This is a genomic window from Caballeronia sp. LZ033 (assembly GCF_031451265.1).
Lineage (GTDB): Bacteria > Pseudomonadota > Gammaproteobacteria > Burkholderiales > Burkholderiaceae > Caballeronia.
Genome location: NZ_JARUXQ010000002.1, coordinates 531,915 through 547,053, shown reverse-complemented (window position 1 = coordinate 547,053; position 15,139 = coordinate 531,915). Strand labels below are relative to the sequence as shown.

Sequence of the window (15,139 nt, the reverse complement as noted above, 5' to 3'; positions counted from 1 at the left end):
GAAAGCAACGGCCTGGTCCGAAACCGCTTCCGGAGACACCTTCATGACCAACACCACCGACACGATCGACACACAAGCCGGTGATGCCGCGCTGCTGCTGCCGCCGAACGACGCCGCGCCCGAACGGGTCGCGGACCAGCTCTATCGCAAGCTGCGCCGCGCGATCATCGAAGGCCAGTTGCCCGCGCGCAGCCGGCTGATCGAAGTCGAACTGGCGCAAGCGCTCAACGCGAGCCGCACGCCGGTACGCGAGGCGATCTCGCGTCTCACGAGTGACCAGCTCGTGCGGCCGCTGAAGCATGGCGGCGTGGAAGTGGTGGATACGTCGAGCGAACTCGACGAGATCTACATGATCCGCGAGGCGCTCGAAGGCTGCGCGGCGCGGCTCGCGGCGGAGCGCATCACGGACGAGGAACTGAAGGTGCTCGATGGCCTGATCGACGAGACGCATGCGTCGATGCATGACATCGATGCACGCGTGCAGATCAACCAACGCTTCCACGAAGCGATCACCCGCGCCGCGCGCTCGGAACGGCTCGCGCGAATGGTCGAAAGCTTTCAGGAATTTTTCCTGAACGAAAAGATGCTCGCGAGCTACAGCCCGCGCGAAAGCCAGACGGCCATTGCGCAGCACAGCGAGATTGTCGCCGCGCTGCGGGCCCACGACAGCGCGCGTGCCGAGAAGCTGGTGCGCAAGCATCTCGAACAGGACAGGAAGCGTGCGCTGAAGGAAAAGGCCAAGGCCGCCTTGCGCTGAAACAGAACAGCTCGATTTTTTTATCAACGATTTCCACTACGGGGTAATGCAATGAACCTGAAGCTTGCAATTTCCCGCCGCGTCGCGCTTGCGACGGCGGCCGTACTGACCCTGCTGGGCGCGACCACCTCGCAGGCCGACGAAACCCGTTCCATCACGGTACTGTCCTGGGGTCTCACGTGGCAGACCGCGCTGCAGGCCGCGAGCGAGGCCTATACGAAGAAGACCGGCGTGAAGGTGAATCTCGTCACGCAGTCGTCGTCGGGCGAAGGACTCGTCAAGCTTCAGGCGATGAAGAGCGCGCCGAGCGTCGATGTGTGGCTCACCACCTCGTCCGTCGCGGAACGCGCGGTGACCGACCAGCAGTTGTTCACGCCACTGCCCGCCGCGCAGATGCCGAACCTGAAGGACGTGATGCCCGGACTCGCGACGCCGAACTACGTCGCACTGTATTCGTATCCGCTGTCGATCGTGTATCGCAACGACCTCGTGGACAAGCCCATCACGTCCTGGAAGGAACTGTGGGATCCGCGCTTCGCCGGCAAGATCGCCGTGCCCGCCATGGGCTTCTATCAGGGCCGCATGCTGATGATCGCCGCGAACGTCGGCGGCAAGCCGGGCTCGGCGGATACGGGCTTCGACATGCTGAAGAAGATCAAGCCGAACGCCGCCATGTTCTACAACTCGGACGCACAGGCACGCCAGGCGCTCGCGCAGGGTGAAGTGTCGGTGCTGATCGCGCCGCCGTCGCAGGCCAAGCGGGTCGCGGACGCGGGACGCCCGGTGAAGATCGTTAGCCCGAAGGGCACGCCGATGAACTCCGACGTCGCCGTGCTGGTGCGCACGCCCAACAGCGCGCTCGCCGCCGACTACCTCAACTTTTTGCTGAGCGCCGACATCAACGGCCAGATCGCTGAAAAGCTGAACATGAGCGCGATCAACCGCAAGTCGACGCAGCCCGCCGCGCTGGTGGACGCCCTGCCCAAGCCGGGCGACGAGATGGTGATCGACGAGAAGAACGTCAACGCCAACATCGGCGCATGGACCGACCGCTTCAATCAGGAAATCGCACGATGAGCACCCAACTGTCGGCCGCCGTGACGGCGCCGGATATCGCATCGCCCACACGCGGCGAGCCATTGTCGGTCATCGGCGTGCGCAAGCGCTACGGCGATTTCACCGCGATCGACAGTGTCTCGCTCGATGTTCCCGCCGGCGCGCTGCTCACGCTGCTCGGCCCGAGCGGCTGCGGCAAGTCCACGCTGCTGCGTCTGATCGCGGGCTTCGTCACCGCCGACGAAGGCCGCGTGACGCTCGGTCAGCGCGACGTGCTCGGTGTCGCGCCGCATCGCCGCGACACCGCCATGGTGTTCCAGAGCTACGCGCTGTTCCCGCACATGGACGTGCTGACCAACGTGATGTTCGGCCTGAAGATGCGCCGCGTGCCCGCTGCGGAAGCCCGCAAACGCGCGCTCGAAGCGCTCGAGATGGTGCGGCTCTCCGCACTGGCCGAACGCTATCCCGCGCAGCTGAGCGGCGGCCAGCAACAGCGCGCCGCACTGGCGCGCGCACTGGTCACGCAGCCGAAGGTCCTGTTGCTCGACGAACCCTTCGGCGCGCTCGACAAGAGCCTGCGCGACCAGATGCAGGTGGAACTGCGCAAGCTGCAACGCGCGGTGGGCGTCACCACCATCTGCGTCACGCACGACCAGCAGGAAGCGATGGCGATCTCGGACCGCATCGCGGTGATGAACGCGGGCCGCATCGAGCAGTGCGGCGCGCCCGCCGACATCTACGACCGCCCGGCCACGCGTTTCGTCGCGCAGTTCATCGGCACGTCGAATACCGTTACGGGCACACTGGCCGCCATGGAAGGCCAGCGCGGCGTGCTGAACCTGCCGGACGGCGGACGCCTGAGCGTAAGCGGGATCGCCGAGCGGCGCGTGGGCGACGCTGTGGACGTCACCATCCGTCCCGGCGCGATACGTCTCGCGGCAGCGGGCACGGCACGAACCGGCGTGCAGTCCGGCTCGCATCTCGTTGGACGCATCGCGCTCGCGATGAATCTCGGCGACAAGGTGACGTATGAAGTGGAATCGCATGGTCTGCGTTTGACCGTCGACGCACCGCGTCATGCCGGCGAGCCGGTCTTTCCCGAAGGCGCGCTGGTCGAACTCTCGATCGCTGTCGCGGACTGCATGGTGCTGCGCGCATGAAGAACCCGCCCATCATTGCTCCGGGCATTGCGCCCATCGTCGATTTCACGCCGCGCGTATCGCGCTGGAATCTCGCGCCGGCCGCCGTGGTGCTGATCGTGTTCTTCAGCGCCTATGCGATCTTTCTTTATACGAGCCTGCTGCATCGGGTGCCGGGACAGGCGGCCAGCGTCGGACCCATCAGTCTCGACAACTACGCCCGCTTCCTGCGCTCCGCCTCCGAGTGGCGCATTCTCGGCGCGACGCTTGGCATCTCCGCCGAACTGACCGTCGCCGCCGCGCTGGTGGGCTTTCCGATGGCGTATGTGATGGTGCGCTGCGCATCGAGCGGCTTGCGCCAGTTCCTGATGGTGTCGCTGGTCGTGACGTTCCTTTCCGGAACGGTCACGCGCGCTTATGCGTGGGTCATCATCCTCGGCAACAGCGGGCTCATCAATTCGGTGCTGCGCAAGCTCGGCGTGATCGATTCGCCGCTTCACCTGATCTACAACCAGGGCGGCGTCTTCGTGTCCCTGCTGCATTTCGTGATTCCCTTCTTCGTGCTCACGCTGCTCGGCCCGCTGAAGAACGTGCCGCGCGTGCTGGAGGAATCCGCCATCAATCTGGGCGCATCGAGGCTGTCCGCGTTCTGTCGCGTCACGCTGCCGCTCAGCGTGCCGGGCGTGATCGCGGCGAGTGCGTTGACCTTCGCGGTCTCGCTGAGCTCGTTCCTGTTTCCGCTCGTGCTGGGCGGCGGACACGTGCGCCTGCTGTCGAACGAGATCTACGAACTGATCTTCGTCGCGTTCGATCTGCCGTTTGCCGCCGCCACGGCGACTCTCTTTCTCGTTGTTTCGCTCGCGTTCGTGTGGCTGTTCTCGCTGTCGCAACGACTCGCCGGCGGTCATGTTGCCAGGAGCGCCACCCGATGAGCACCGCCCGTGAAGACTATCTCGCCTATGGCCCCGGCGTGCGTCTGTTCGCCGTCCTGGTCGGGCTGTTCATGCTGACGCCGGTGGTGTTCATCGTGTACTACGCGTTCAGCAACGACAGTTATTTTTCGTTGTCCCCTTCCGGTTTTTCCCTGAAGTGGTTTCAGCAATTTTTTTCCAGCGATTCGTTCCGCACGGCGTTCGGCACCAGCCTGCTGATGGGCGCCATCGTGACGCCGGTGAGCCTCATCATCGCGGTGCCGACAGCATGGGCGCTCGTGCGCGGCCGTTTCCGCGGCGTGGAGGCGATCAACGCGCTGCTGATGTCGCCGATCATCATTCCGGGCGTCGTGACCGGCATCGCGTTCCTGATCCTGCTGTATCACACCGGCATCGGCCCGGGATTCACCGGACTCGTGATCGCGATGATCTGCTTCACGCTGCCCTACTCCGTGCGCGCGCTCGTCGCGAACCTGCACGGCATGCGCACCGATCTCGAAGAGGCCGCGCGCAACCTCGGGGCGTCGAACTGGCAGGCCTTTCGCCTGGTCGTGCTGCCGCAACTGAGACCGGGACTGATCGCGGGCGGCACCTTCGTATTCGTCGAGGCCATCGACAACTTCTCCGTCTCCACCTTCCTCGCCGCGCAGCACAGCACGACGCTGCCCGTCGCCGCCTATGCGTATATGCGCGACTTCGACGATCCCACTGTCGCGGCGATGTCGGCGGTGCTGATCCTGCTCTCCACGCTGCTCGTGCTCGTGGTGGGCCGGCTGATCGGGCTGGAGAAGATCTTCCGTGTCGAATGAGCGTGCCGCCCTCCACTGAACGCATACCGTCATGACCTTCTCTCTCGTTGCCCGTTGCGCCGAAACCGGCGCCTTCGGGATGATCGTCACTTCGTCGAGCATCTGCGTGGCCAGCCGTTGCGCATGGGTTCGCGCGGGCGTCGGCGCCGTCGCCACGCAGAACCTGACCAATCCGGCGCTCGGCAACATCGGCCTGGATTTGCTCGCGCAGGGCATTCCCGCCGCGAAGGTGCTCGACGCGCTGCAACGCATCGATCCACAACCGGACTATCGCCAGTTGAGCGTCATCGATGCGCGCGGCGAAACCGCCGTGTTCACCGGCGCTGCCGCGCTGCCAACTGTCGCGTCGGCGCGCGGGCTGAACTGCGCCGCGGCCGGCAACCTGCTCGCATCGAGCGACATTCCTGCTGCGATGGTCGCGGCCTTCGAGGCATCGGACGCGCCCTTCGCGGAGCGTCTGCTCGCTGCCGCCGATGCCGGGCTTGCCGCAGGCGGCGAAGTGCGCGCGCTGCGCTCGGCCGGCCTGCTGTGCGCGCATGCCGAGCCCTGGCCTGAAACCGATCTGCGCATCGATGGCGCGGATACGCCCTTGCGCGCGCTGCGTGATCTATGGACCGTCCACGCACCGCTGCGCGACGGTTATGTGAGCCGCGCGCATGCGCCGCAGCTGACCGTCGTCTGAACCTGTTTCGCCACGAGGACAACTTCACATGCAACTGATGTACGCCGCAACATCGCCGTTCGTGCGCAAGGTGGTGATCGTCGCGCACGAACTCGGGCTCGATGCGCGCATCGAGAAAGTCGCCGCCACGGCCAGTCCGGTCAGGCGCAACGACACGCTCGGCGCGCTCAATCCCTTGTGCAAGCTGCCCACGCTCGTCACCGACGACGGCCTCGCGCTGTTCGATTCACGCGTGATCGCCGAGTACCTGTGCGCACAGGCAGCGCCCGAAGCGACCGTGCTGCTGCCCGAGGGCGCGGCGCACTGGACCGTGCGACGCGCCGAAGCGCTCGGCGACGGCCTGCTCGACGCGGCCTTGCTCATCCGCTACGAGGCCGTGCGTCCCGAAGCCTTGCAGTGGGAACAATGGTCTTCCGCGCAATTGCTGAAAGTGACCGCCGCGCTCGATGAAATTGAATGCATGTCGAATGCATTCAATATGCCCGTCGATCTCGGCCAGATTGCCATTGCGTGCGCGCTGGGCTATCTCGACTTCCGCTTTGAATCGCTGGACTGGCGCGCGGGCCGCCCTGCCGCGAGCGCATGGTTCGCGCGCTTCGCGCTTCGTCCGTCGTTCGCCGCGACTCGTCCTGCCTGACCTGCCCGACCAAGGAACCAGAACAATGCTCATCAAAGACCGCCCGCCGCTGCTCGTCCCGATCGAAACCGAAGCCGATGCGCGTCTGCATCTGTGCGCGCTGTATCGTCTGCTCGCTCACTACGGACTCGACGACACCATCTTCACGCACGCCTCGGCCAAGGTGCCGGGCGAAGAGGCCTTCCTCATCAACCCCTACGGCCTGCGCTTCGAGGAAGTGACGCCGGGTGGCCTGCTCAAGGTCGATTACGCCGGCTTCAGCGACGATCCGTCGAACCATCCCGCCAATGCCGCCGGCTACGTGATCCACAGCGCGCTGTTGTCGGCGCGGCCGGATATCGGTTGCGTGGTGCATACGCATACGCGCTCGGGCGTCGCGCTGTCGTGTCTCGAAGACGGTCTGCTGCCGATCAACCAGTTCGCGATCGAGTTCCATGACCGCATCGGCATGCATGAATACGAAGGTCTCGCCTTCAACCTCGACGAAGGCGAACGCCTGCGCCGCGATATCGCGGGCAAGGTGGGGCTGATCCTGCGCAACCATGGCTTGCTCGCCGTGGGTCCGAACATCCCCGCCGCGTTCTACCTGATGTACTACCTGGAGCAGTCCGCCCAGGTGCAGATGGACGTGCTCGCGTCCGGCCGGCCGTTCGTGACGCCGTCGCGGGCGCTGATCGAGAAGACCGTGAGCCAGTTCACCAGCAGCTTCAATCCCGAAGCGGCCGGTCACCGGATGTGGCCTTCGATGCTGCGCTTGCTCGATGAAAAATATCCCGGCTGGCGCGAAGACTGATCCACACGACACTGAAGGCATGCACGCGGCTCGCCTCCGCTCAAATCACTCGCAGGAGCAGGAATTGCAGGTCACCGATCCGGTCATTGAGTTTCAGAAAGCGATGTCGCTGTTCGCCGCTGGCGTGACGGTCATCACCACGATGAGCGACGGCAAGCCGGCCGGTCTGGTCGCAACATCGGTATGCAGTCTTTCATCGACGCCGCCTTCCATCGTCGTGTGTGTCAACAAGAGCGCGGCCACGCACGACGTGTTGATCCAGGAAGGGAAGTTCGCCGTGAACCTGCTTTCGGTGGAGCATCGCGACGTGGTCGACCGGTTCCGCGACGTGCGCGGCGAAGCCCGCTTCGACACGCATCGGTGGCGCGTGAGCAAGACCGGTTCGCCGATGCTCGACGATGCCGTCGTCGTGCTCGATTGCGAAATCGCCGGGCGGCACGATGGTTTTTCGCATTCAATATTCATCGGCGTGATCCGGGATATTGCATTCACGCAACAGGACGATGCCCCGGCATGCCTGATGTGGCACGGCCGGACCTTCGCGCATTGCAGTCCATTGAGTGCATGAAGCTCGCAGGCGGATCTGATCAGACCCACGCCGCGACGACGGACGCGCCCAGCATCGCACCCATCGCGAGATTGAGCACGCGCCATTGCAGCGGCGTGCGGAAGACCCGCGCCAGCACGGCGCCGAGCGCACACCACAGCGCAAGCGAGACGCACGCGGCCACGCCGAACGCCACCGCGAGCAGCATCGCAAGGCGGCCGGGACTACTCGCGAGCAACTCGAAGGACGCCGCCGCGCCGACGGTCATCGCCCAGCTCTTCGGATTGAGCCAGAGCAGCATCACGCCGTTGACGAGCGTGACCGGCCGCGCGGGGCCCGCTTGCGCGTTCAGCGGCCCGCTGCGCGCAATGCGCCACGCGAGCCACAACAGGTAGGCGGAGCCGATTGCCTTCACGGCGGTTTGCAACGTAGGCATGGCCAGCAGCATGCCGCCCAGGCCGAGCGCCGCCACCGCCGCAAGCGAAGCGAGGCCGGTCGCGATGCCGAGCATCAGCGGCAGCGAACGCGTGAAGCCAAAGCGTGCGCCCGATGCGGTGGCGAGCGTGGTGGCGCCGCCGGGCGTGACGGTCGCCACGGCGACAAAGAGGCAGAGCGGGAGGATCGAGGCAGTCATTAGCGCAAATCGGGTAATCGATATTTGCACTCTAGCGACCGCCTATGCATCATAAAAGCTAATAATATTGATGCCGTCCATTACCGCGCCTAATGCATCGATGATCCGCAATCTCGACCTCGACCTGATCCGCACGTTCGTGACCGTCGCCGACAGCGGCAGCATGACCGTGGCCGCACATCTCCTGCACATGACGCAGGGCGCCGTCAGTCAGCAGGTGAAGCGTCTGGAAGAGCAACTGGACTGCCCGTTGTTCGTGCGCAAGACGCGCAAGCTGGAGCTGTCGCGCCAGGGCGAACCGTTTCTCGTCAAGGCGCGTCAGCTGTTGAAGCTGAACGACGAGATCTGGGCCGACATGAACGCGCAGCCGTTGCGCGGCAGCCTGCGCGTCGGCGTGCCCTACGACCTCGTGACCCCGCTCGCTCCCGCAATGAAGGCATTCGCTGAAGCCCATCCGCATGTGGATGTGTCGCTGGTCTGCGCGGCCTCGTCCGAAGTCGGCGAGGCACTGGATGCGGGGCGCGTCGATGTGGCGCTGGTCGAAGCCGTCGCAGGCGAAGCCGAGGGCGACGTGATCCGTATCGAACCGCTCGTCTGGGTGACGGGGCGCGACAGCGTCGCGTGGCAGAAGCGGCCACTGCCTCTTTCGATGGTGGATGAACGCTGCGCCTTCCGGCCGCTGGTGCTCGGCGCGCTCGCGGACAAAGGCATCGCGTGGCGCACGGTCTTCGAGAGCGGCAATATCGAGGCGACCGCCGCCACGGTCAGGGCCGGCCTTGCGATTACCGCATGGCTCGCATCCACGGTGCCCGCCGACCTCGAAACGCTCGCGCCGCATCTCGCAGGCTTGCCTTCGCTTCCGCAGTTCGCCATCTGCCTGCGCTTGCCGGCATCGGCCCAGCCTTCAGCGCAGGCCTTCGCGCGCTGTGTGCGGGAAACGATGCCGCAGGAAGTTGCTTCATCAGGGCGGATCGCGAAGATCGCGTGAACGTGAAGCCGCGGACGCACGCTGTCGCTCAATACCCCGCATCCGCATCCAGGGGAAACACCGGACGCTTCAGATTGACGAACGGGAACAGCGCATAGTCCGAACTCGTCGGTCCGCGACTGTCGCACTCCACCAACCCTCCGGCGATAGGCACGAACACCGGGCGGCAATACATGCGCGACTTGAGAATCAGAAAACGGGCGCCGCGCGGATCGATGCCCACGCTTTCGAACACGCCCAGATCCCACGGCTCATGCGTGCGTTCGGTCAGGAGAATGCGCGCAGCAGGCGTTTCGATGACAGCCGCACGTCCCATGTAGGCGCGCTGTCCCGTGTAAGTCGGGCCGCTGATCACATACTCGCCATCCGTCAGCGCGCGAACGATACCCGTCACCTCGAAAGGCGGCTTGCCCCGCGAAGTCACACTCGCCAGCTTGTTGCCGATGCCGAGCGTGACCGTCGCGCCTTCGCCCGCCGCAAACAGCTGTGCCACCGCTTCCGGATCGCACAGCGGCCCGACGACGATGCCTTCGAGTCCCTGCCGCAACGCTTCCTCGAACGCATCGGTGGTGTCGCACGTGCCGCCTGACATGCAGTTGTCGCCATGATCGAGCAGCAGGACGGGCTTCGTGGCATCGCGCGCAAGCGACGCCCCTTCAGCGATGGATTCCGCAAGCGGCGCGCTGCGATACACGAAGTCTTCGCGCTCATCCCAGATCTGCCGTGCGATACGGTCCGCCACGTCCTGCGCCTTCGCCCGATCGCCGTCCGCCACCACCACCACGCTGATGCACGGCGATGCGATGTCCGCCAGCGAAAAACCCGACAACACCGAAACCGCCAGCACGCCGTCGCGTCCTTCGACGGCGCGCGCGGCATCGACGGCCCGCTTCATCGCCCCTGCGGCCGTCGAACTCCTGAGCGTGTGGGTCAGGAGCGGCGGCTGCGCCCATGCGATGACAGGCTTTGCCCGCGCATGAACCCGATCGAACACGAGCCGCGCCGCAAGCTCGCCGCTCTCGTACATGTCCACGTGCGGATAGGTCTTGAAGCTCGTGATGACATCGGCGTTATCGATCATCTTCTGCGTGACGTTCGCATGCAGGTCCAGCGATACCGCAATCGGCGCATGCGGCAGCGCTCGCCGCACGCGTTCGAGCAGATCGCCTTCGCCGTCGGGCGAATTTTCGGCGACCATCGCGCCATGCAGATCGAGCATCACGAGGTCACAGCCTTCGGCGGCATCGACGATGGACTGGCAGATCGCATCGTAAGCCGCGGCATCCACGCGACCGCTCGGATTTGCCGAAGCGGAGATCGGCGTAACGATCTCCGCTTGCGCGCGTTCGGCGGCGTCGATGAACGCGGACATTGCCGTGCGCATGCCCGCGTTCTCGCGATAAGCCTCCGCGCCATAACAGGGACCATCGCGGCCGAAGGCTTCGAGCGGCGTCGGCACCGGCGAGAACGTGTTGGTCTCGTGGTTCATCCGGGCGATGAGGATCTTCATGCGCGCGCTCCTTCAACCGATGCATTCGCTGCGCGCAGCATCGCCTGAAGCAGCACGTTGCAGCCCGCTTCCAGATGGTCGGCGCGCGCATCCTCGATTTCGTTGTGGCTGATGCCGTCCTTGCACGGCACGAAGATCATCGCGGCAGGCGCGACGCGTGCGAGATACACGGCGTCATGTCCCGCGCCGCTTACCACGTCCATCGATGTCAGACCGAGCGCACCGGCGCCTTCGCGCACCGCCGCCACCAGCGATGCTTCGAGAGGCTGCGGCGCGAAGTAGACGACCTCGTCTACCGTCACCGGCAAGTCAGCCTGCGCACACAACTCGCGCAGCGCACGGTCCATCGCGTGCAGCGTCGCATCGTCGGGGGCGCGCAGATCGACGGTCAGTTTCACGCGCCCGGGAATCACGTTGCGCGAGTTCGGATGCACACCCACCCAGCCGACCGTGCCGCGCGCATGCGGCGTATGCGTCAGCGCAATACCGTTGACCGCGCGAATCAGGTCCGCCGCGACGAGCAGCGCATCGCGGCGCAGTTCCATCGGCGTCGGGCCGGCGTGCGCTTCCATGCCTTCGATCGTCACGTCGTACCAGCGCTGCCCGAGCGCGCCCTGCACCACGCCGATCACCTTGTCATTCGCCTCGAGCACCGGACCTTGTTCGATATGCGCCTCGAAATACGCGCCCACCGCATGCGCCGCAATGCGCTCGCCCGCGTAACCGATCGCCGCGAGCGCGTCCTTCACCGTCACGCCTTCGCGATCGGCCTGCGCCAGCGCATGTTCCAGCGTGAACGCGCCGGCGAACACACCCGAGCCCATCATCACCGGCACGAAGCGCGAGCCTTCCTCGTTGGTCCAGACCGCGACTTCGAGCGGCGCCTGCGTGCGCACGTCGTTGTCGTTCAGCGTGCGCAGCACTTCGAGGCCCGCGAGCACGCCATAGTTGCCGTCGAACTTGCCGCCGGTCGGTTGCGTATCGATATGACTGCCGGTCATCACGGGCGGAAGATCATGGCGCAAGCCCGCGCGGCGCGCGAAGATGTTGCCGATCGCATCCACACGCACCGTGCAGCCCATGTCCTTCGCCCAGGACACGAACAGATCGCGGCCCTGACGGTCCAGGTCCGTGAGCGCCAGACGGCACACGCCGCCCTTCTCCGTCGCGCCGATTTGCGCGAGTTCCATCAGGCTGTTCCAAAGACGCGCACCATCGATGCGCAAGCCGGCGTGCGCCGGCAGATCGTGAGCTTGCATGCCAGGTTTCCTTCGCTGTGTGCTATGTAGGCGGCGCTCAGACGACGCCGACACCGAGATAACGGTCCTTGACGGATTCATCCGCGATGAAATCCGCATTCGTGCCTTCGTAGACGATGCGCCCTTGCTCGATGATGGTGTGCCGATCAGCAAGCTGCGTGCAGACTTCGAGGTTCTGTTCGACCAGCAGAATGGTCACGCCTGCCTGCCGAATCAGCTTCAGTTGCGCGACGATCTCCTCGACGATCACCGGTGCAAGACCTTCCACCGGTTCATCGAGCATCAACAGACGCGGATGATTCATCAGCGCCCGGCCGATGGCGAGCATCTGCTGCTCGCCGCCCGAGAGCTGGCCGCCGCCGTTCGTCCTGCGCTCTTTCAGGCGCGGAAAGATGCGATAGATATCGGCGAGTTGCCACGGCGAATCCTTGCGCGCGCCGAGCCTCAGGTTCTCTTCCACCGACAGCAGCTTGAAGATGCCGCGATGCTCCGGCACGAAACACACGCCGCGCGCCGCGATCTTGTGCGGCGGCAGTTTCTCGAGCTGCGTGCCGTTGAAACTCACGCTGCCTTGCTTCGGCGTCACGACGCCCGCGATGCTCTTGAGCGTCGTCGATTTGCCCGCGCCGTTGCGGCCCAGCAGCGTGACCGTCTCGCCCTCGGCAATCTTCAGCGTCACGCCTTGCAGGATATGGCTCTTGCCGTAGTAGCCATGAAGGTTCTGGACCTCGAGCATCATGCGCGGCCTCCGGTGATCATGTTGCCGAGATAGGCGCTGCGCACGCGCGGGTCGCCGCGAATCTCGGCGGGCTTGCCTTCCACCAGCACGCGGCCCTGCTGCATCACCGTAATCGTGTCCGAGATGTCCATCACGATGTCCATGTTGTGCTCGATCAGCACCACCGTGTAGTCGTCGCGCAGGCTGCGGATCAGGTGCTTCATGTCGTCGAGATCGTCGATACCCATGCCTGACGTCGGCTCGTCGAGGAAGATGGCCTTCGGGCGCGCGGCCAGCGCCATGCCCACTTCCAGACGGCGCTGCTGGCCATGCGACAGCACACCGGCCTGCGTCTGCGCGAACCGTTGCAGCGCGAGGCGTTCGAGAATGCCGTCCACCGTGTCGCGATGTTCGAGCGCGCCGCGCGGCGGCGTCCAGGCGTTGAGCGCGCGCTTCGAATCGACGCCCTGTGCGGCGAGCCGCAAGTTCTCGCGCACCGGCAGATTCGTGAACAGGCTCGTCACCTGGAAGGAGCGCGCGATGCCGCGCTTCACGCGCCGGTGATCCGGCTCGCGCGTCACGTCATGTCCGTCGAACACGATCTGCCCCGCGCTGCTCGGCACGGTGCCGGTGAGCACGTGGAACAGCGTGGTCTTGCCCGCGCCGTTCGGACCGATCACCGAATGCACGGTGTTCTTCGCGATGCTCAGGTTCACGTCGGTAAGCGCCGCGAACTTGCCATAGCGCTTGCCTAAGTCTTTTGCCTCCAGTAACACGCTCATGCTGGCTCTCCCCCTTCACGCTTCACCGCGCGCCAGATGCGCTCGCCCAAGCCCCACAGGCCGCGCTGCATGAACAGGCTCACGGCGATCAGCACGAGGCCCAGCAACAGCAGCCAGCGCGGCCATAGCGTGGCGAGCCAGTCGGCGAACAACACATAGAAGGCTGCGCCCAGCACCGAAGAAAACAGATTGCCCGTCCCGCCGATCACCGTCATCACGAGGATCATCTCGCTCGTGTGATAGTCGATGTTGGACAGCGGCGCAATGCCGGTCATCAACGCGTGCAGCGCGCCGGCCAGCCCCGTGACCGCACCCGACACGACGAACGCCGCGAGCTTGAAGCGCTTCACGTCGTAGCCCACGGCGGCGGCGCGCGCTTCGTTGTCGCGGATCGCGAGCAGCGTGCGGCCGAACACCGAGTGCGACACGCGCAGCATGACCCAGAACGCGATCAGGAACAGCACCGCGACGAACGCGTAGTACTGCCACGGCGACGCGATGGACACGAGCGGATGCCCGAGAACCGACAGCGCGGGACGCGGAATGTCGAGCAGGCCGTTGTCGCCGCCGGTGAGATCGGGCGTCGTGTAGGCGAGGAAGTAGAACATCTGCCCGAACGCCAGCGTGAGCATCACGAAGTACGCGCCGCGCTGACGAATGGAGAACCATCCGACCACCGCCGCCGCCACGGCGCCCACCACGATGGCGCCAAGCAGCGCAGCGGGAACCTGGAGTCCGGCTTTCGTCAGGATCAGCCCGGCGCTATAGCTGCCGAGGCCGAAGAAGATGCCCTGCCCGAACGAGAGCAACCCGGTATGTCCCAGCAGCAGGTTGCAGCCAAGCGCCGCGAGCGCGAAGACCAGTACTTCCGTCGCGAGCGATCCGGAGCGGACGGTCAGCGGCAGGATGCAGACGACCACGGCCGCGAGCAGAAGAAAGCGATAGCGGTGCAGCGCATGCCGCGGGGAAGGTCGTGACTCGCTCACGTTCAGCGCCTCCGATGTCGGTTTGGAATTCACGCGGCCCTCCCGAGCAATCCGTTCGGACGCAGCAACAGAACCGCCGCCATGGCGACATAGATCATGAGACGCGCGCCTTCGGGCCACAGCGTGCTCATCACGCTCTGCACGATGCCCACCAGCAGTCCGCCGACGAGCGCCCCCAGAAAATTGCCCATGCCGCCCACCACCACGACGACGAAGGCCACGCCGAGCGCTTCGATGCCCATGAAGGGATCGACACCGCGAATCGGCGCCCCCAGCACGCCGGCGAGCGCCGCGGTGCCCGCGCCCAGGGCGAACACGAGACTGAAGATGCGCGTCACGTTGATGCCGAGCAGCGACACCATCTCGCTCGATTCACTGCCCGCGCGCACCGCGCTGCCGAGCCGCGTGCCTTCGAGCACCCACCAGAGCAGCGCCGCGAGCACGGCCGTGAACGCGATCACGAAGAGCCGGTACTTCGGGTAGATGAAGCTGCCCCAGATCACCACGCCGTTGAGGATGTCCGGCACGGCCACGTTGTCGCCGATCGGCCCCCACGCGATGATCGAACACTCCTGGATCACGAGCGCGAGTCCGACCGTCGCGAGAATATGAAACTCATGCTGTTGCGCGTAGACGTGCCGCAGCACGGCCTTCTCGACGACCCACGCCAGCGCGCCCACGATCACGGGCACGATGACGAGCGCGGTCCAGAAGTTCATCGACCATTGCATGGCCTGATAACAGAAATACGCGCCCAGCAGATAGAACGCGCCGTGGGCGAAGTTCACGAAGCGCAACAGCCCGAACACGATCGACAAGCCGACCGCGAGCAGAAAGTACAGCATGCCCACGCCGATGCCGTTCACGACCTGCAACAGATAAACGTTCATGGCCTTGCGTCAGAAGAGTG

Annotated in this window: 17 protein-coding genes; 10 read left to right on the top strand and 7 right to left on the bottom strand. The window is 65.3% G+C overall.

Features of this window, described 5'->3' with window-relative positions:
- Nucleotides 1-43 precede the first annotated feature (43 nt).
- The 9 genes from QCE62_RS17955 (at nt 44) to QCE62_RS17915 (ending at nt 7,373) form a co-directional block, all read left to right on the top strand.
- Nucleotides 44-757: a GntR family transcriptional regulator gene (locus QCE62_RS17955; protein ID WP_309921137.1), complete on the top strand. Its 714-nt coding sequence runs from the start codon at nt 44-46 to the stop codon at nt 755-757.
- Between the two features lie 51 nt (nt 758-808).
- Nucleotides 809-1,834, top strand: a complete 1,026-nt coding sequence (locus QCE62_RS17950) for an extracellular solute-binding protein (protein ID WP_309921134.1) — start codon at nt 809-811, stop codon at nt 1,832-1,834.
- On the top strand, nt 1,831-2,973 hold the full coding sequence (locus QCE62_RS17945) for an ABC transporter ATP-binding protein (RefSeq protein WP_309921131.1): 1,143 nt from the start codon (nt 1,831-1,833) through the stop codon (nt 2,971-2,973). The genes QCE62_RS17950 and QCE62_RS17945 overlap by 4 nt, the downstream gene beginning before the upstream one ends.
- Nucleotides 2,970-3,884: an ABC transporter permease gene (locus QCE62_RS17940; RefSeq protein ID WP_309921127.1), complete on the top strand. Its 915-nt coding sequence runs from the start codon at nt 2,970-2,972 to the stop codon at nt 3,882-3,884. Before QCE62_RS17945 ends, QCE62_RS17940 begins: the two co-directional genes overlap by 4 nt.
- Complete coding sequence (locus tag QCE62_RS17935) at nt 3,881-4,693, top strand: ABC transporter permease (RefSeq protein ID WP_309814383.1); 813 nt, start codon at nt 3,881-3,883, stop codon at nt 4,691-4,693. The genes QCE62_RS17940 and QCE62_RS17935 overlap by 4 nt, the downstream gene beginning before the upstream one ends.
- Nucleotides 4,694-4,724: 31 nt before the next feature.
- Nucleotides 4,725-5,375: a DUF1028 domain-containing protein gene (locus tag QCE62_RS17930; RefSeq protein WP_309921125.1), complete on the top strand. Its 651-nt coding sequence runs from the start codon at nt 4,725-4,727 to the stop codon at nt 5,373-5,375.
- Nucleotides 5,376-5,403: 28 nt separating this feature from the next.
- Nucleotides 5,404-6,012, top strand: coding sequence for a glutathione S-transferase N-terminal domain-containing protein (locus QCE62_RS17925; RefSeq protein ID WP_309921123.1), 609 nt, complete (start codon nt 5,404-5,406; stop codon nt 6,010-6,012).
- 25 nt (nt 6,013-6,037) lie between these two features.
- The gene (locus tag QCE62_RS17920; protein WP_309921121.1) at nt 6,038-6,805 is read left to right on the top strand and encodes a class II aldolase/adducin family protein; all 768 of its coding nucleotides are present in this window, start codon (nt 6,038-6,040) and stop codon (nt 6,803-6,805) included.
- Between the two features lie 64 nt (nt 6,806-6,869).
- Nucleotides 6,870-7,373 carry a flavin reductase family protein gene (locus tag QCE62_RS17915; protein WP_309921117.1) on the top strand — a complete coding sequence of 168 codons (504 nt, stop codon included), beginning with the start codon at nt 6,870-6,872 and terminating at the stop codon, nt 7,371-7,373.
- Between the two features lie 19 nt (nt 7,374-7,392).
- Here QCE62_RS17915 and QCE62_RS17910 read toward each other — a convergent pair whose 3' ends face one another.
- A complete protein-coding gene (locus QCE62_RS17910; RefSeq protein WP_309921114.1) occupies nt 7,393-7,986 on the bottom strand; it encodes a LysE family translocator in 594 nt (197 codons plus the stop codon).
- A gap of 100 nt (nt 7,987-8,086) precedes the next feature.
- Between QCE62_RS17910 and QCE62_RS17905 the strand changes: the two genes are divergently transcribed.
- Nucleotides 8,087-8,974, top strand: a complete 888-nt coding sequence (locus tag QCE62_RS17905) for a LysR substrate-binding domain-containing protein (protein ID WP_309922885.1) — start codon at nt 8,087-8,089, stop codon at nt 8,972-8,974.
- Between the two features lie 28 nt (nt 8,975-9,002).
- Here QCE62_RS17905 and QCE62_RS17900 read toward each other — a convergent pair whose 3' ends face one another.
- From QCE62_RS17900 to QCE62_RS17875, 6 genes are read right to left on the bottom strand one after another with little or no spacing between them, the layout of a single operon-like run.
- Nucleotides 9,003-10,484 carry a M81 family metallopeptidase gene (locus QCE62_RS17900; protein ID WP_309921111.1) on the bottom strand — a complete coding sequence of 494 codons (1,482 nt, stop codon included), beginning with the start codon at nt 10,482-10,484 and terminating at the stop codon, nt 9,003-9,005.
- On the bottom strand, nt 10,481-11,743 hold the full coding sequence (locus tag QCE62_RS17895; RefSeq protein WP_309921109.1) for a Zn-dependent hydrolase: 1,263 nt from the start codon (nt 11,741-11,743) through the stop codon (nt 10,481-10,483). The genes QCE62_RS17900 and QCE62_RS17895 overlap by 4 nt, the downstream gene beginning before the upstream one ends.
- A 37-nt stretch (nt 11,744-11,780) precedes the next feature.
- Nucleotides 11,781-12,482, bottom strand: a complete 702-nt coding sequence (locus tag QCE62_RS17890) for an ABC transporter ATP-binding protein (RefSeq protein WP_309814406.1) — start codon at nt 12,480-12,482, stop codon at nt 11,781-11,783.
- Entirely contained in the window at nt 12,479-13,243 is a 765-nt protein-coding gene (locus tag QCE62_RS17885; RefSeq protein ID WP_309814409.1) for an ABC transporter ATP-binding protein, read from the bottom strand. Before QCE62_RS17885 ends, QCE62_RS17890 begins: the two co-directional genes overlap by 4 nt.
- Complete coding sequence (locus tag QCE62_RS17880; RefSeq protein ID WP_409017886.1) at nt 13,240-14,235, bottom strand: branched-chain amino acid ABC transporter permease; 996 nt, start codon at nt 14,233-14,235, stop codon at nt 13,240-13,242. The genes QCE62_RS17885 and QCE62_RS17880 overlap by 4 nt, the downstream gene beginning before the upstream one ends.
- Before the next feature lie 23 nt (nt 14,236-14,258).
- Complete coding sequence (locus tag QCE62_RS17875) at nt 14,259-15,119, bottom strand: branched-chain amino acid ABC transporter permease (protein ID WP_309921106.1); 861 nt, start codon at nt 15,117-15,119, stop codon at nt 14,259-14,261.
- Nucleotides 15,120-15,139: the final 20 nt, after the last annotated feature.

Excerpts from the sequence above, each read along its gene's own strand:
- QCE62_RS17930 (WP_309921125.1), top strand. The coding sequence starts at position 4,725 with ATGACCTTCTCTCTCGTTGCCCGTTGCGCCGAAACCGGCGCCTTCGGG.
- QCE62_RS17920 (WP_309921121.1), top strand. The coding sequence starts at position 6,038 with ATGCTCATCAAAGACCGCCCGCCGCTGCTCGTCCCGATCGAAACCGAA.
- QCE62_RS17945 (WP_309921131.1), top strand. The coding sequence starts at position 1,831 with ATGAGCACCCAACTGTCGGCCGCCGTGACGGCGCCGGATATCGCATCG.
- QCE62_RS17950 (WP_309921134.1), top strand. The coding sequence starts at position 809 with ATGAACCTGAAGCTTGCAATTTCCCGCCGCGTCGCGCTTGCGACGGCG.
- QCE62_RS17940 (WP_309921127.1), top strand. The coding sequence starts at position 2,970 with ATGAAGAACCCGCCCATCATTGCTCCGGGCATTGCGCCCATCGTCGAT.
- QCE62_RS17900 (WP_309921111.1), bottom strand. The coding sequence starts at position 10,484 with ATGAAGATCCTCATCGCCCGGATGAACCACGAGACCAACACGTTCTCG.
- QCE62_RS17905 (WP_309922885.1), top strand. The coding sequence starts at position 8,087 with ATGATCCGCAATCTCGACCTCGACCTGATCCGCACGTTCGTGACCGTC.
- QCE62_RS17955 (WP_309921137.1), top strand. The coding sequence starts at position 44 with ATGACCAACACCACCGACACGATCGACACACAAGCCGGTGATGCCGCG.
- QCE62_RS17925 (WP_309921123.1), top strand. The coding sequence starts at position 5,404 with ATGCAACTGATGTACGCCGCAACATCGCCGTTCGTGCGCAAGGTGGTG.
- QCE62_RS17875 (WP_309921106.1), bottom strand. The coding sequence starts at position 15,119 with ATGAACGTTTATCTGTTGCAGGTCGTGAACGGCATCGGCGTGGGCATG.
- QCE62_RS17885 (WP_309814409.1), bottom strand. The coding sequence starts at position 13,243 with ATGAGCGTGTTACTGGAGGCAAAAGACTTAGGCAAGCGCTATGGCAAG.
- QCE62_RS17895 (WP_309921109.1), bottom strand. The coding sequence starts at position 11,743 with ATGCAAGCTCACGATCTGCCGGCGCACGCCGGCTTGCGCATCGATGGT.
- QCE62_RS17935 (WP_309814383.1), top strand. The coding sequence starts at position 3,881 with ATGAGCACCGCCCGTGAAGACTATCTCGCCTATGGCCCCGGCGTGCGT.
- QCE62_RS17910 (WP_309921114.1), bottom strand. The coding sequence starts at position 7,986 with ATGACTGCCTCGATCCTCCCGCTCTGCCTCTTTGTCGCCGTGGCGACC.
- QCE62_RS17890 (WP_309814406.1), bottom strand. The coding sequence starts at position 12,482 with ATGATGCTCGAGGTCCAGAACCTTCATGGCTACTACGGCAAGAGCCAT.